This is a genomic window from Pseudomonas sp. Hz4 (genome assembly GCF_054898165.1).
Map to the genome: position 1 here is coordinate 973,572 of NZ_CM142719.1, position 15,730 is coordinate 989,301.

The window sequence follows — 15,730 nt, forward strand, 5'->3', positions numbered from 1 at the left end:
AGCGAGCCTGCTCGCGAAGAGGCCCGCAAGGCCAATAAAAGTGCACGCCCCGAACCTGTCGCCATCCACTGGTGCGCTAAGGTGTAACGAAACGTTAGCGCCGCACCGCAGTCAGTAGCTCATCACACTGATTCCGCTTCACACGGCAAAAAGGCCCGTAATGCTCACACTCCTCAAGCAAGAAAAGTTTTTGTTGCTTGCCCTGATCGCAGCATTCATCGCTTACCCGATGGAACACTGGATGCTGCACAGCGGCCAACCCATTGCGTTGACCGCTGGCCTGGTGCTGATCGCCTTCATCGTCGCGGCCTCGATGCGTGTCGCCCATCACGCCGAGCTGCTCGCGGAAAAAGTCGGCGATCCCTACGGCACGATGATCCTGACGCTGGCCGCGGTGTTGGTGGAAGTGGTGATTCTGGCGATCATGATGAGCAACGAGGCCTCACCGACTTTGGTGCGCGACACGATTTATTCGGCAGTGATGCTCGACATCAACGGCATCCTCGGCCTGGCCGCATTGATGGGCGGGATCAAGTACGGCGAACAGTCCTATAACGACGACTCGGCGCGCAGCTACAGCGTGATGATTCTCACCGCCATGGGTGTTTCCATGGTGGTGCCGGAGTTCATTCCCGAGGCCAACTGGAAGATTTATTCGGCGTTCACCATCGGCGCGATGATCGTGCTCTACGCCCTGTTCCTGCGCATGCAGGTCGGGCCGCACAGTTATTTCTTCAGCTACAGCTACCCGGAAAAACGTCGCAAGAAAGTCCCGGAGGAAGAACCTGAGCCCATCAATCTTGGGTTGAGTATTGGGACATTGGTGTTCGGCGTGGTGGTGATCGGCGCATTGGCCGAAGTGATGTCCAAGACCCTCGATCTGGGCCTGGAAGGCACGGGCGCACCGCCAGTGATCACCGCGATTCTGGTGGCGGCCATCTCGGCGGCGCCGGAAATTCTGACGGCGTTGCGGGCGGCATTGGCCAACCGCATGCAGTCGGTGGTCAACATCGCCATGGGCGCGTCACTGTCGACGGTCATCCTGACTGTGCCGGTGATGGAAGCGATGGCGCTCTACACCGGCCAGCCGTTTCAGATGGCGATGACCCCGGTGCAGACCGTGATGATCTTCCTCACCCTGATCGTCAGCGCGATCAACCTCAACGATGGCGAAACCAACGCCATCGAAGGCATGACCCACTTTGTGCTGTTTGCGACATTCATCATGCTGTCGTTGCTCGGGTTGTGACCGATCGTTCCCACGCTCTGCGTGGGAATGCAGCCCGGGACGCTCCGCGTCCCAAGAGCGGACGCAGAGCGTCCATTGAGGCATTCCCACGCGGAGCGTGGGAACGATCAGATGGTGGATCAGGTGCCGGCGATCATCTGCCGAGCCGCCTGACTGTGATCGGCAATCAAGCCTTTCAGATCCAGCCCTTCAACCTGCCCATCAATCACCCGCCACTTGCCACCGACCATCACTCGATCCGCCCGATCCGCGCCGCACAGTAGCAACGCGGAAACCGGATCATGGCTGCCGGAGAAGCGCAGCTCATCAAGCTTGAACAGTGCCAGATCCGCCTGCTTGCCCACCGCCAGTTCGCCGATATCGGTACGGCCCAGCAACTGCGCCGACCCCTTGGTCGCCCAGCCCAGCACCAACTCCGGAGTGATCCTCTCGGCGCCATAACGCAGTCGCTGAAGGTAAAGCGCCTGACGGGTTTCCAGCATCATGTTCGACGCATCGTTGGACGCCGAACCGTCTACGCCCAGGCCCAGCAGCGCACCCGCAGCCGTAAGGTCCAAGGTCGGGCAAATGCCTGAAGCCAGGCGCATGTTCGAACTCGGGCAATGGCAAATGCCGGTACCGGCGGCGCCGAGGCGGGCGATTTCATCCGGGTTGAAATGGATGCCGTGAGCCAGCCAGGTGCGCGGGCCGAGCCAGCCGACGCTGTCCAGGTAATCCACGGTGCGCAGCCCGAAACGTTGCAGGCAGAAGTCTTCTTCGTCGAGGGTTTCGGCCAGATGGGTGTGCAGGCGCACGTCGAGTTTGTTCGCCAGTTCGGCGCTGGCGGACATGATTTCCGGGGTCACCGAGAACGGCGAGCAGGGCGCCAGGGCGATCTGGATTTGCGCGCCGTCGCCACGTTCGTGGTACTCGGCGATCAAGCGCTGACTGTCGTCGAGGATCACTTCGCCTTGCTGCACGGTCTGTTGCGGCGGTAGGCCGCCGTCCTTTTCGCCAAGGCTCATGGAACCGCGAGTCAGCATGGCGCGCATGCCCAGTTCGCGCACGCTCTCGACTTGTACGTCGATCGCATTTTCCAGGCCTTGCGGAAACAGGTAGTGGTGATCGGCGGCGGTGGTGCAGCCGGACAGCAGCAACTCGGCCAACGCGACTTTGCTGGCGAGGGCGAGTTTTTCAGGCGTGAGGCGTGCCCAGACCGGGTAGAGGGTTTTCAGCCACGGGAACAACGGCTGATTGACCACCGGCGCCCAGGCGCGGGTCAGGGTTTGATAGAAGTGGTGATGGGTGTTGATCAGTCCCGGCAGGATCACATGCTCGCGGGCATCGAATACGTGTCCACAGGGAGCAGAAGGTTGCTGGCCAGCGCCGAGCACTTCGACGATCAAGCCGTCTTGCAGCACCAGGCCGCCACGGGCATCGAGGCCATTGGCAGTGAAGATGGCGAGGGGGTTTTTTAACCAGGTACGGGTCGCAGGCATGTTGGCCGGCTCCTCTGAAAGTTGGGTTCAGGGTTGCCAGCTCAGTGTTGCCCTGTCTGCTGATCCAGGGTCGTCGCGGGGACGAGGTGCGCAGTTTCGAACAAAACCGCTGCGCGGGCAAGCCCGGCCCGACAGGACAACACAAATCCTTGTGGGAGCGGCGGTGTTTACCAGGGAATGGTTTCACCCCTGTAATTCACAAAATGATGCCCGCCCTTGCCGGTGTACGCATTCACCTGATCAACCAACCCACGCGTGCTGGTGTCCACATCAATGTCCGCGCCTTCACCGCCCATGTCGGTCTTCACCCAACCCGGATGCAACGACAACACGGTGAGTTTTTGCTCGCCCAGTTGAGTGACGAAGCTGTTGGTCATGGAATTCAGCGCCGCTTTACTCGCCTTATACAACGCCAATTCCGGCGCATCCGGCATGGTCACGCTGCCCAGCACCGAACTCATGAACGCCAGCACACCGCTGTCCGGGCGGATTTGCCCGACAAAGCGCTGGGCCAGGTTGATCGGTGCCACGGCATTGGTGAAGAACAGTTGGCCGACTTCGGCCAGGGTCGCGCCGCCCGGTGTTTGAACGTCAGGCCCCTTGACCCCGGCATTCACGAACAGCAGGTCAAACACTTCGCCCTTGAGCTGTTGGCTCAGGGCGATGACTGCTTGCTGATCATCCATGTCGAGTTTTTCGATCCGCACCTTGCCCAAGGCCTGCAAGGCTTCGGCGTTCTGCGGGTTGCGCACGGTGGCGGTGACTTGCCAGCCGTCGGCCAACAGGGTTTTCACCAGACCGAGGCCCAAGCCGCGGGAGGCGCCGATGATGAGTGCGGTTTTTGCCGTAGACATAAGTGGCTTCCTTGATAAATGAGGTCAGGGATTCAATGGACAACGTTGCCCGAGCCGTTGTTGCAACTCGTGACGCAGCGCGCCGAGTTCGTCCATGCGGGTTTCGATCAGTTTAAGTTTGTCTTGCAGCAATTGCGTGACGGCGCTGTCCGGATCGGGCGACTGCCATAGCGCGGCGACGCTGTTGCCGATCTCGCCGAGCGTAAATCCCAATCGCTGGGCGGTCTTGATGTACAGCACCAGTTGCACCATGTCCGCCGGATAGTCGCGATAACCGTTGGCGCTGCGTTGCGCCGCGATCAGTCCGCGCTGCTCGTAGAAACGCAACGTGTCACGGCTGACGGCGCTGGCCTGGGCTAATTCACCGATGCGCATCATGACGTCTCGAGAGGGCTTGACCCTGGAGCATACTCCAGGCTTTAGCCTTGTTGCTCCCTGATTTTACGGAGCAAGACGGATGTGGACTTCAACGCAATATCGCCGGTTGGTGCGCGGTAGCGCCTGGTATGACTTGATCGTGACGGCGGCGTTTGCAACGCCGTGGAGTTTTGCGGCGTTGCATGGGGTGTTGGTGAGTGTAAGTCAGGCTTTCAGTTTGACTGGCGAGCTACCGCCGTTTGAGCCGATGCACATGCTGATGGCCAATCTGTTGGGATCGATTGTCTGCGTGTGGGCGGTGCTGCGGATTCGGGATCCGCAGCAGGTTTATGGTCGGTATGACGCCTTCGGCAGGTTTCTGTTCGCCGTTTGGCAGCTCTATGCCTTGCTCCATGGCGCCAGTTCGTTGTTGATGGTTTTCCTGTTCTTTGAGTTGGCGTGGGGCGTTGTTCAGGCGTTGCCTGTTCGGGCGCCTTCGCGGGCAAGCCTCGCTCCTACAGGTTTTGCGTAATTCGTGAGATCGGCACTGGACCTGTAGGAGCGAGGCTTGCCCGCGAAGAGGCCGGCCGGGTCAACCTTAATGCCCGGCCTGCCACGGTTGCCCCAATGACATCGGCGCATACAGCCGTGTGCGCAACGCATCTCGCGACAGCAGCACCAACACCACAATGGTCGCGACATACGGCAGCATCGCCAACAGGCTCGACGGAATCGCCAGCCCCAACCCCTGCGCCACCAAATGCAGGATGCTGGCGAGCCCGAACAGATATGCCCCGAGCAGCAATCGCCACACTCGCCAACTGGCAAACACCACGAGTGCCAAGGCAATCCAGCCTCGCCCGGCGCTCATGTTCTCCGCCCACATCGGCGTGTAAGCCAGCGACAAATAAGCCCCGGCCAGCCCGGCCATCGCCCCGCCGAACAGCACCGCCAACGTGCGCACGCCCAACACCGGCAAGCCCATCGCGCTGGCGGCGTCCGGGTTTTCCCCGACGGCCTGAATGATCAGCCCCACGCGGCTTTTCACAATCACCCACACCACCAGCGCAAACAGCGCGAACGACAGGTACACCAGCAGATCCTGCGCAAACAGCATCCGCCCGATCAACGGAATCTCACTCAAGTAAGGAATCGCCACCGGTTCAAAACCTGCCAGCGGTTTACCGACCCACGCTGCGCCGACAAACGTCGACAGGCCCACACCGAAGATCGTCAGCGCCAACCCGGTGGCCACCTGATTGGCGTTGAACACCAGCGCCACCAACGCAAACAGCGACGACAACAGCATCCCGGCAAGCATCGCCAGCAACACGGCCCACGCAGCACCAGCCAGGGTGCCGGTGAGCAGGATCAGCACCAGCGCCCAGCGACTTTGCAGGCCGATGATGCTCACGGCCAGCGCACTCCCGGCCAGCGCGCCGAGCAGCAACTGACCTTCGGCGCCGATGTTCCAGATTCGCGCCTGATAAGCCACCGACAGCCCCAACGCGCAGAGCAGAATCGGCAGCGCTTTGACCAGCAGTTCGCAGACGCCATATAGGTCGCTGATCGGTGCGATGAGCAAGGTGTGCAAGGTCAGTAACGGATCATGACCCAACGCGATAAACAGCAGCGAGCCACAGCCCAATGTCAGGACAGCCGCCAACAACGGCGAGCACCACAACATCATGCGCGATTGCTGGCCACGGGGTTCGAGAGAAAGCAGCATGTGAAACTCCGTTAAACCGTTGCGGGTGCAGGTGATAGAGGGGCGTAGAACTGGCCGGCCATCCAGCCGCCGACATCGATCAGGCGGGTGTCGACGGTGGCCTTGAGTGCCGACAATCGGCCGCTGCACAAGGCGCCGAGGCGATCGCTGATCTGGAACAGTTCGTCGAGGTCTTCGGAGATCACCAGGATCGCCGCGTCGGCGTCGCGCAAAGCAATCAGCGCTCGGTGAATGGTCGCGGCGGCACCGACGTCCACGCCCCAGGTCGGGTGCGCGGCCACCAGCAGTTTGGGTTGCTGAAGGATTTCGCGGCCGAGGATGAATTTCTGCAAGTTGCCGCCGGACAGGCTGCGGGCGGGTGTCTGGGTGTCGGGCGTCTTTACCCCGAAGCGACGGACGATTTCTTCGGCCAGCGCTTCGACCTTGCCACGCTGGATCAGTCCGTGGCTGACCAGCCCTTGTTGGAAGGCGGTGAGCAAGGCGTTGTCGGCCAGGCTGAGTTCCGGCACCGCGCCGTGGCCCAGACGCTCGGCGGGAACGAATGCCAGACCGAGTTTGCGCCGCGCATCCTGTCGTAAATGTGCGACAGGTTGTCCGCCGAAACTGATCCTTTTGCCGTCATTGCAGTGGAGGCGTTCTTCGCCGCAGAGCAACGCAAGCAACTCATCCTGACCATTGCCCGCGACCCCGGCGATACCGACGATTTCACCGCCGCGTACTTCGAGGTCGATGTCCTTCAGCGAGCAACCGAACGGGTCGGGGTTGTGCCAGGACAATCCGCTCACACTCAAGAAGGCATCACCGCCGATCACCTTCGGATAATCGGCAATCAACCCGGCCGCTTCACCGACCATCAACCGCGCCAGTTGCTGATCCGAACACTCTACTGGCACGCAATGCCCGGCCACCCGACCGCCGCGCAACACCGTGGCGCTGTGGCACAACGCGCGCACCTCACCGAGTTTGTGGCTGATAAACAGAATGCTGCAGCCCTCGGCGGCCAGTCGGCGCAGGGTGACGAACAATTCGTCAGCCTCCTGCGGAGTCAGCACCGAAGTCGGCTCGTCGAGAATCAGCAGGCGGATGTCCTGCATCAGGCAGCGAATGATTTCTACCCGCTGGCGTTCGCCGATCGACAGGCTGTGGATAAGTCGTTCCGGTTCCAGCGCCATGCCGTAGCGTTGGGAGACTTCACGAATCTTTGGCTCAAGCTGTTTCGGCGTGCCGGCCGCCACGCCCATGGCCAGTGCAATGTTCTGCGCCACGCTCAGTGTTTCGAACAGCGAGAAATGCTGGAACACCATGCCGATTCCCAGCCGGCGCGCCTGAGCCGGGTTGCGCATCGTCACGCGTTGCCCTTGCCAGATCATCTCGCCGGAATCGGCATGGGTGACGCCGTAGATGATCTTCATCAGGGTACTTTTGCCAGCGCCGTTTTCGCCGAGCAGGGCGTGGATTTCGCCGGGCGCAATGCTCAGGTCGATGGCATCGTTGGCCAGGCAACCGGGGTAGCGCTTGCTGATTCTGCGCAGTTGCAGACGAGGTGTTTGATCGGGGATCGGCACGGGGTTGGGCATGACAGGCTCGGATCGATTGAAGTGATGCCTGAGGACAAAGCAATTTCCTGGCCATTGAGTCAGGAAAGTTCAAAAGCGTTACAGGTGAAGGCTTTGAAGATGGCGCCTCGCCTTATGTCGATCCCGAACCAGGCACCACTTGAGAGCAAAGCCGTTGATCAGGCGCCGCTTTTTGCTCAGGGTGTTTGGTCAAAAAACGAGCAGCTGACGGCAAGCCATGCCGGACATGGGGCCGCGACAGTCATGAACGGGTTATCCACAGATTGCTCCACAGTATTTGTGAGCAAGCCCGATGCTCGGGCATAAGCACTGCGTGGCTTTCTTCTAAAGGTGATAAACCGAGGTAACTGATTGTTTTTAAGTAGATTTAGCTTTTTTGAAGGCGAATTGAACGAAAAGTGAGCAAAGCCCGCAAAGCCGCATGACAGAAGGGCTACAGACGGATGTGCTCAGGTTATCCACAGCCGGGTGCACAGTAGATGTGGGCAAATGCACCGGTTCGACGAAAGGGCTGTGAACGTTATTGGTGCGATTAATGCTGCAACAGAATGCGCCCGCGGCTCAAATCCGCCAGCTGCGTTTGCAGGGTCTCGACCTGGCTTTCGCCGATCGCCAATTGCAGTTCTACGCCGTTGGCCGTGAACGTTTCTTCCACAACCAATCCACCCAGTTCCGCCACCCGAAGCTTCACCAGCGGCAACTCACCAAAAGCACAGGCGCAGCTCACTGGCACTCGACTGATTAACTCAACCTTCGCCGCGGCTTGCAGGCACTTGTTGGCGCCGCCGCCATACGCCCGGGCGAGGCCTCCGGTGCCGAGTTGAATGCCGCCATACCAACGAATCACCAGCACGGCGACCTGATCGCAATTCTGCGCTTCGATCGCCGCCAAAATCGGCCGCCCAGCGGTGCCGCCAGGCTCGCCATCGTCAGTGCTGCGGTAGTGGTCGCCAAGCTTCCACGCCCAGCAATTGTGCGAGGCATTCAAATCGCTGTGCTGTTCGATGAACGCCTGGGCTTCAACAGGGCTGCTGATCGGCGCGGCGAAGGTGATGAAGCGGCTTTTGCGAATCTCTTCGCGGTATTCGCAAAAACCGCTGAGGGTAAAAGGCATAAGTGTCTTAGATCGTTGGCGTCAGGCCGCAGCCCTTGAGAATGATGCGGATCAGGTTGTTGCCGGCGTCTTCCATGTCCTGCTTGGTCAGCTTGGTGCGCCCGCTGACGCGGCAGATCTGTGTGGCGAAATCGGCGTAATGCTGAGTGCTGCCCCACAACAGGAAGATCAGGTTTATCGGGTCTACCGGGTCCATCTTGCCGGCATCGATCCACGCCTGGAACACGGCGGCCCGGCCCTGGAACCAGGTGCGATAATCTTGATTGAAATACTCGGTCAGGCACTCTCCACCGCTGATGACTTCCATGGCGAAAATCCGCGAGGCTTGCGGCTGACGACGGGAGAATTCCATCTTGGCGCGGATATAACGCGTCAACGCTTCGCCCGGATCATCTTCAGCAGTCAGGGTGTTGAAGGTGCTGTCCCACAACTGGAGGATGTTGCTCAACACCGCCACGTACAAACCGAGTTTGTTGGTGAAGTAGTAATGCAGATTCGCCTTGGGCAAACCGGCATTCAGGGCGATGGTGTTCATGCTGGTGCCTTTGAACCCGTGACGGGCGAACTCGTCTTCGGCGGCTTTGATGATGGTCTCTTCGTTCTTCTGACGAATGCGGCTGGCAGGTTTGCCGCCGTGAGCGGGGACTTCAAAGGTCATGGGCACTTCCGAACAAGTGGGTGGGTGCAACCACTGCGTTGATAGCGCACCCACACGGATCAAACAAGTCCCGACACAATAAAACCCTAGCGGGTAGCCGCCAGGCTCTCCAAAAAGCTTTCCAACACCAAATGGGGACGACGGCCCTTGCGAGTGACCGATGCGAGGCTCAGGTCATAGAACCGCACTGTTGGTTTCAGCGCACGCAATCGGCCTTGCTGCACCCAGAGGCTGGCGTAGTGGTCTGGCAGGTAACCGATGTAGCGCCCGGTCAGGATCAGGAACGCCATGCCTTCACGGTCTGAGGCACTGGCGGTGCAATTGAGCGCCTGGTAATGGGCCTGGATTTGCGCTGGCAAACGAAAGGTCGGCGCAATGGCGTCCTGGCTATTGATGCGCTCGGCATCCAGTTGTTTATCGTCGACACAAAACAACGGATGGCCGACCGCGCAATACAGCAGCGAGCGCTCGCTGTAGAGCGGCTGATATTCCAGCCCCGACAGCGCACTGGCCTGTGGCACCACGCCGACATGCAAACGACCGTCGAGCACGCCTTGTTCGACTTCGTTGGGCGCGATCATGCGAATCTGAATCTGCACGTCCGGACCGCGTTCCTTCAATTGCGCCAAGGCGTGGGTGATGCGCATGTGGGGGAGGGTGACCAGGTTGTCGGTCAGGCCGATGGTCAATTCGCCGCGCAAATGTTGGTGCAGACCGTTGACCTCGGTGCGAAAACTTTCCAGCGCACTCAAGAGCTGCAGCGCCGATTGGTAAACCTCGCGACCTTCCTCGGTCAGGGAAAACCCGGCGCGACCGCGTTGGCATAAGCGCAGGCCGAGGCGTTGTTCCAGATCGCTCATTTGCTGGCTGATCGCCGAACGACCTATGCCCAGCACTGATTCCGCTGCGGAGAAGCCGCCGCATTCCACCACGCTGCGAAATATTCGTAGCAGGCGAATATCAAAGTCACTGACTTGCGCCAGCGGATCGGGGCGACGGCTGCTCATAGTTTAGTGATGACCTGACTGAACATTAGAAGAGTTGGATTTCACCGACTTTATCCCCGTGGCAATTTAGCTGCAAGAACGCTTTTGATCTCCACGCCGCTTATCGCCCTGCGAGGTTTTTCCCATGACCGTGCCTGAAAACGCCCCGAACTCCCTGGCCAGCCAGCTCAAGCTCGATGCTCACTGGATGCCCTACACCGCCAACCGTAATTTCCAGCGCGATCCGCGACTGATCGTGGCGGCTGAAGGCAGTTGGCTGATAGATGACAAGGGCCGCAAAGTGTATGACTCGCTGTCCGGTCTGTGGACCTGCGGTGCCGGGCATACCCGCAAGGAAATTCAGGAAGCGGTTGCCAAGCAGCTGGGCACCCTCGATTACTCGCCAGGCTTCCAGTACGGCCATCCGCTGTCGTTTCAACTGGCTGAGAAAATCACCGACCTGACCCCGGGCAATCTGAATCACGTGTTCTTCACTGACTCGGGTTCCGAGTGCGCTGACACGGCGGTGAAGATGGTTCGTGCTTACTGGCGTCTGAAAGGCCAGGCTACCAAGACCAAAATGATCGGCCGTGCCCGTGGTTATCACGGCGTGAACATCGCCGGCACCAGCCTCGGGGGCGTGAACGGCAACCGCAAAATGTTCGGTCAGGCGATGATGGACGTCGATCACCTGCCGCACACCTTGCTGGCGAGCAATGCCTATTCCCGTGGCATGCCGAAAGAGGGCGGTATCGCCCTGGCGGATGAACTGCTCAAATTGATTGAGCTGCATGACGCTTCGAACATCGCGGCAGTGTTTGTCGAGCCAATGGCCGGTTCCGCTGGCGTCCTGGTTCCGCCACAGGGTTACCTCAAGCGTCTGCGCGAGATCTGCGATCAGCACAACATCCTGCTGGTGTTCGACGAAGTGATCACCGGTTTCGGCCGTACCGGTTCGATGTTCGGCGCCGACAGCTTCGGCGTGACCCCGGACCTGATGTGCATCGCCAAGCAAGTCACTAACGGCGCGATTCCGATGGGCGCGGTGATTGCCAGCTCCGAGATCTACCAGACCTTCATGAACCAGGCGACGCCTGAGTACGCGGTGGAATTCCCGCACGGCTACACCTATTCCGCGCACCCGGTTGCTTGTGCCGCTGGCCTGGCAGCACTCGACCTGCTGCAAAAGGAAAACCTGGTACAGAGCGTGGCCGAAGTCGCACCGCATTTCGAAAATGCGCTGCACGGTCTGAAGGGCTCGAAAAACATCATCGACATCCGCAACTACGGCTTGGCCGGTGCGATCCAGATCGCGCCTCGTGACGGCGACGCCATCGTACGTCCGTTCGAAGCGGGCATGGCGCTGTGGAAAGCCGGGTTCTACGTGCGCTTCGGCGGCGACACCCTGCAGTTCGGCCCAACCTTCAACAGCAAGCCGCAAGACCTTGATCGTCTGTTCGACGCGGTCGGCGAAGTGCTGAACAAGATCGACTGATTTCTCCCTCTATTCTCTTTATATAAAGACGGGCGCCCCTTGATGGGCGCCTGTGGACAACTTTTCTGGAGCCCCGCATGAGCCTTATCCCGCATTTGATCAATGGCGAACTGGTGACCGAAGACGGTCGCACGGCCGACGTGTTCAACCCGTCTACCGGCCAGGCGATCCACAAGCTGCCATTGGCCAGCCGAGAAACCATTCAAAAAGCCATCGACTCGGCCAAGGCTGCGTTCCCGGCCTGGCGTAACACGCCGCCGGCCAAGCGGGCGCAGGTGATGTTCCGCTTCAAGCAACTGCTGGAACAGAACGAAGGACGAATCGCTCAACTGATCAGCGAAGAGCACGGCAAGACGCTGGAAGATGCGGCGGGTGAACTGAAGCGCGGTATCGAGAACGTCGAATTCGCTTGCGCAGCGCCGGAAATCCTCAAGGGCGAATACAGCCGTAACGTCGGCCCGAACATTGATGCCTGGTCGGACTTCCAGCCGTTGGGCGTGGTGGCCGGTATTACCCCGTTCAACTTCCCGGCCATGGTGCCGCTGTGGATGTATCCGCTGGCAATTGTCTGCGGCAACTGCTTTATCCTCAAACCGTCCGAACGTGACCCAAGTTCTACGCTGTTGATTGCTCAATTGCTGGTGGAAGCCGGTCTGCCAAAAGGCGTGCTGAGCGTAGTGCACGGCGACAAGGTTGCGGTGGATGCGCTGATCGAAGCGCCGGAAGTCAAAGCGTTGAGCTTCGTTGGTTCGACGCCGATTGCCGAATACATCTACGCCGAAGGCACCAAGCGCGGCAAGCGCGTTCAGGCACTGGGAGGCGCGAAGAACCATGCGGTGCTGATGCCGGATGCGGATCTGGATAACGCGGTCAGCGCACTGATGGGCGCGGCCTACGGTTCTTGCGGTGAGCGTTGCATGGCGATTTCGGTGGCCGTTTGCGTCGGTGACCAGGTGGCGGATGCGCTGGTGGCCAAACTGGTACCGCAGATCAAAGCGCTGAAAATTGGTGCCGGTACGACCTGTGGCCTGGACATGGGGCCGCTGGTTTCCGGCCAGGCTCGCGACAAAGTCAGTGGCTATATAGAAGACGGTGTTTCTTCTGGTGCGACCTTGGTGGTGGATGGTCGTGGTCTGAGCGTGGCCGGTCATGAGGAAGGTTTCTTCCTGGGTGGCTGCCTGTTCGATAACGTCACGCCAGAGATGCGCATCTATAAAGAAGAGATCTTCGGTCCAGTGTTGTGCGTCGTTCGGGTCAACAGCCTGGAAGAAGCAATGCAGCTGATCAACGATCACGAATATGGCAACGGCACCTGCATCTTTACCCGGGATGGGGAAGCGGCGCGGTTGTTCTGCGACGAGATCGAAGTCGGCATGGTCGGCGTAAACGTACCGCTGCCGGTCCCGGTGGCTTATCACAGCTTTGGCGGCTGGAAGCGCTCGCTGTTCGGCGACCTGCATGCGTATGGCCCGGATGGCGTGCGTTTCTATACCCGCCGCAAGGCCATCACTCAGCGCTGGCCGCAACGGGCAAGCCATGAAGCGTCGCAATTCGCATTCCCTAGCTTGTAAGTAGAAGGGAAGAAGGCCGGCCCCTTGGGGTCGGCCTTTGCGTTTCAGGGGCTTTTTTGACCTATATGACAGAATTGTGAAAATAGGTGTTGACGGCAGATTCTGGAAGTCTATAATTCGCCCCACTTCCGGCGCAGTCGAAACGGAAAACTCCTTGGTAAACAATGAGTTACGCAGTTTTCGACAATGAGTAGCTTCAGGTCATCGAAGCGCGAAAAGGGGTTGAAAAAGAGGTGTTGACAGCAGCGAGTAACGCTGTAGAATTCGCCTCCCGCTAACGAGAGATCGAAAGCGCAAGTGGTTGAAGTTACAAGGGAAACTTTGAAAACTTCTGAAAATAACCGCTTGACAGCAACAGAGGCTGCTGTAGAATGCGCGCCTCGGTTGAGACGAAAGATCTTAACCAACCGCTCTTTAACAACTGAATCAAGCAATTCGTGTGGGTGCTTGTGGAGTCAGACTGATAGTCAACAAGATTATCAGCATCACAAGTTACTCCGCGAGAAATCAAAGATGTAACCAACGATTGCTGAGCCAAGTTTAGGGTTTCTTAAAAACCCAAAGATGTTTGAACTGAAGAGTTTGATCATGGCTCAGATTGAACGCTGGCGGCAGGCCTAACACATGCAAGTCGAGCGGCAGCACGGGTACTTGTACCTGGTGGCGAGCGGCGGACGGGTGAGTAATGCCTAGGAATCTGCCTGGTAGTGGGGGATAACGCTCGGAAACGGACGCTAATACCGCATACGTCCTACGGGAGAAAGCAGGGGACCTTCGGGCCTTGCGCTATCAGATGAGCCTAGGTCGGATTAGCTAGTTGGTGAGGTAATGGCTCACCAAGGCGACGATCCGTAACTGGTCTGAGAGGATGATCAGTCACACTGGAACTGAGACACGGTCCAGACTCCTACGGGAGGCAGCAGTGGGGAATATTGGACAATGGGCGAAAGCCTGATCCAGCCATGCCGCGTGTGTGAAGAAGGTCTTCGGATTGTAAAGCACTTTAAGTTGGGAGGAAGGGCATTTACCTAATACGTAAGTGTTTTGACGTTACCGACAGAATAAGCACCGGCTAACTCTGTGCCAGCAGCCGCGGTAATACAGAGGGTGCAAGCGTTAATCGGAATTACTGGGCGTAAAGCGCGCGTAGGTGGTTCGTTAAGTTGGATGTGAAATCCCCGGGCTCAACCTGGGAACTGCATTCAAAACTGTCGAGCTAGAGTATGGTAGAGGGTGGTGGAATTTCCTGTGTAGCGGTGAAATGCGTAGATATAGGAAGGAACACCAGTGGCGAAGGCGACCACCTGGACTGATACTGACACTGAGGTGCGAAAGCGTGGGGAGCAAACAGGATTAGATACCCTGGTAGTCCACGCCGTAAACGATGTCAACTAGCCGTTGGGAGCCTTGAGCTCTTAGTGGCGCAGCTAACGCATTAAGTTGACCGCCTGGGGAGTACGGCCGCAAGGTTAAAACTCAAATGAATTGACGGGGGCCCGCACAAGCGGTGGAGCATGTGGTTTAATTCGAAGCAACGCGAAGAACCTTACCAGGCCTTGACATCCAATGAATCTGCTAGAGATAGCGGAGTGCCTTCGGGAACATTGAGACAGGTGCTGCATGGCTGTCGTCAGCTCGTGTCGTGAGATGTTGGGTTAAGTCCCGTAACGAGCGCAACCCTTGTCCTTAGTTACCAGCACGTGATGGTGGGCACTCTAAGGAGACTGCCGGTGACAAACCGGAGGAAGGTGGGGATGACGTCAAGTCATCATGGCCCTTACGGCCTGGGCTACACACGTGCTACAATGGTCGGTACAGAGGGTTGCCAAGCCGCGAGGTGGAGCTAATCCCAGAAAACCGATCGTAGTCCGGATCGCAGTCTGCAACTCGACTGCGTGAAGTCGGAATCGCTAGTAATCGCGAATCAGAATGTCGCGGTGAATACGTTCCCGGGCCTTGTACACACCGCCCGTCACACCATGGGAGTGGGTTGCACCAGAAGTAGCTAGTCTAACCTTCGGGAGGACGGTTACCACGGTGTGATTCATGACTGGGGTGAAGTCGTAACAAGGTAGCCGTAGGGGAACCTGCGGCTGGATCACCTCCTTAATCGACGACATCAGCTGCTCCATAAGTTCCCACACGAATTGCTTGATTCATTGAAGAAGACGATAAGAAGCAGCCCTAAGGGGTTGTAGCTTGGTTGGTTAGAGCGCACCCGATGCTCGGTGGTAGAGAGCAGGGTGAGGTCGGCCTTATAGCTCGAAATTGGGTCTGTAGCTCAGTTGGTTAGAGCGCACCCCTGATAAGGGTGAGGTCGGCAGTTCGAATCTGCCCAGACCCACCAATTTTGTGTGGGAAACGCCTGTAGAAATACGGGGCCATAGCTCAGCTGGGAGAGCGCCTGCCTTGCACGCAGGAGGTCAACGGTTCGATCCCGTTTGGCTCCACCACTAACTGCTTCTGTTGTTGAAAGCTTAGAAATGAGCATTCCATCGTGACGATGGTGAATGTTGATTTCTAGTCTTTGGCTAGATCGTTCTTTAAAAATTTGGGTATGTGATAGAAAGATAGACTGGGCAACACTTTCACTGGTGTTGTTACAGGCTAAGGTAAAATTTGTGAGTTGCTCTTAATGAGTAAGAATGCGAATTTTCGGCGA

The 15,730-nt window shown here is 58.4% G+C and carries 13 protein-coding genes, 2 tRNA genes and 1 rRNA gene; 8 read left to right on the plus strand and 8 right to left on the minus strand.

What is annotated here, in order from left to right; all coding sequences use genetic code 11:
• Window positions 1-160: 160 nt before the first annotated feature.
• Window positions 161-1,249 (plus strand): calcium:cation antiporter, encoded by a 1,089-nt coding sequence (locus ACYZTR_RS04330; RefSeq protein WP_461976743.1) that lies wholly within the window; start codon window positions 161-163, stop codon window positions 1,247-1,249.
• Window positions 1,250-1,368: 119 nt separating this feature from the next.
• On the opposite strand, the gene ACYZTR_RS04335 is transcribed toward ACYZTR_RS04330, so the two are convergent.
• From ACYZTR_RS04335 to ACYZTR_RS04345, 3 genes are all read right to left on the minus strand, one after another.
• Window positions 1,369-2,727 (minus strand): 8-oxoguanine deaminase, encoded by a 1,359-nt coding sequence (locus tag ACYZTR_RS04335; protein ID WP_461976745.1) that lies wholly within the window; start codon window positions 2,725-2,727, stop codon window positions 1,369-1,371.
• Between the two features lie 167 nt (window positions 2,728-2,894).
• Window positions 2,895-3,581 carry an SDR family oxidoreductase gene (locus ACYZTR_RS04340; RefSeq protein WP_111449140.1) on the minus strand — a complete coding sequence of 229 codons (687 nt, stop codon included), beginning with the start codon at window positions 3,579-3,581 and terminating at the stop codon, window positions 2,895-2,897.
• Window positions 3,582-3,605: 24 nt separating this feature from the next.
• Window positions 3,606-3,956, minus strand: a complete 351-nt coding sequence (locus ACYZTR_RS04345; protein ID WP_123514993.1) for a MerR family transcriptional regulator — start codon at window positions 3,954-3,956, stop codon at window positions 3,606-3,608.
• 82 nt (window positions 3,957-4,038) lie between these two features.
• Between ACYZTR_RS04345 and ACYZTR_RS04350 the strand changes: the two genes are divergently transcribed.
• Entirely contained in the window at window positions 4,039-4,470 is a 432-nt protein-coding gene (locus ACYZTR_RS04350; RefSeq protein ID WP_461976746.1) for a hypothetical protein, read from the plus strand.
• 66 nt (window positions 4,471-4,536) lie between these two features.
• Here the strand turns inward: ACYZTR_RS04350 and ACYZTR_RS04355 are convergent, their stop codons facing one another.
• Window positions 4,537-5,667 carry an ABC transporter permease gene (locus ACYZTR_RS04355; protein WP_461976748.1) on the minus strand — a complete coding sequence of 377 codons (1,131 nt, stop codon included), beginning with the start codon at window positions 5,665-5,667 and terminating at the stop codon, window positions 4,537-4,539.
• 11 nt (window positions 5,668-5,678) lie between these two features.
• Window positions 5,679-7,244: an ABC transporter ATP-binding protein gene (locus ACYZTR_RS04360; RefSeq protein WP_461976750.1), complete on the minus strand. Its 1,566-nt coding sequence runs from the start codon at window positions 7,242-7,244 to the stop codon at window positions 5,679-5,681.
• A gap of 24 nt (window positions 7,245-7,268) precedes the next feature.
• Between ACYZTR_RS04360 and ACYZTR_RS04365 the strand changes: the two genes are divergently transcribed.
• A complete protein-coding gene (locus ACYZTR_RS04365) occupies window positions 7,269-7,550 on the plus strand; it encodes a hypothetical protein (protein ID WP_461976752.1) in 282 nt (93 codons plus the stop codon).
• A 226-nt stretch (window positions 7,551-7,776) separates the two neighbouring features.
• On the opposite strand, the gene ACYZTR_RS04370 is transcribed toward ACYZTR_RS04365, so the two are convergent.
• The 3 genes from ACYZTR_RS04370 to ACYZTR_RS04380 form a co-directional block, all read right to left on the minus strand.
• Window positions 7,777-8,358, minus strand: a complete 582-nt coding sequence (locus ACYZTR_RS04370) for an IMPACT family protein (RefSeq protein WP_461976754.1) — start codon at window positions 8,356-8,358, stop codon at window positions 7,777-7,779.
• A gap of 7 nt (window positions 8,359-8,365) precedes the next feature.
• On the minus strand, window positions 8,366-9,016 hold the full coding sequence (locus ACYZTR_RS04375) for a TetR/AcrR family transcriptional regulator (protein ID WP_461976756.1): 651 nt from the start codon (window positions 9,014-9,016) through the stop codon (window positions 8,366-8,368).
• An 86-nt stretch (window positions 9,017-9,102) separates the two neighbouring features.
• Window positions 9,103-10,023 carry a LysR family transcriptional regulator gene (locus ACYZTR_RS04380; RefSeq protein ID WP_461976758.1) on the minus strand — a complete coding sequence of 307 codons (921 nt, stop codon included), beginning with the start codon at window positions 10,021-10,023 and terminating at the stop codon, window positions 9,103-9,105.
• A 124-nt stretch (window positions 10,024-10,147) separates the two neighbouring features.
• Between ACYZTR_RS04380 and aptA the strand changes: the two genes are divergently transcribed.
• From aptA to ACYZTR_RS04405, 5 genes are all read left to right on the plus strand, one after another.
• Entirely contained in the window at window positions 10,148-11,497 is a 1,350-nt protein-coding gene (aptA, locus tag ACYZTR_RS04385; RefSeq protein WP_461976760.1) for an omega-aminotransferase AptA, read from the plus strand.
• A 77-nt stretch (window positions 11,498-11,574) separates the two neighbouring features.
• Window positions 11,575-13,068 carry a CoA-acylating methylmalonate-semialdehyde dehydrogenase gene (locus ACYZTR_RS04390; protein WP_461976762.1) on the plus strand — a complete coding sequence of 498 codons (1,494 nt, stop codon included), beginning with the start codon at window positions 11,575-11,577 and terminating at the stop codon, window positions 13,066-13,068.
• Between the two features lie 570 nt (window positions 13,069-13,638).
• Window positions 13,639-15,177 (plus strand): 16S ribosomal RNA (locus tag ACYZTR_RS04395).
• Between the two features lie 161 nt (window positions 15,178-15,338).
• Window positions 15,339-15,415 (plus strand) — tRNA-Ile (locus ACYZTR_RS04400).
• Window positions 15,416-15,445: 30 nt separating this feature from the next.
• Window positions 15,446-15,521 (plus strand) — tRNA-Ala (locus ACYZTR_RS04405).
• Window positions 15,522-15,730: the final 209 nt, after the last annotated feature.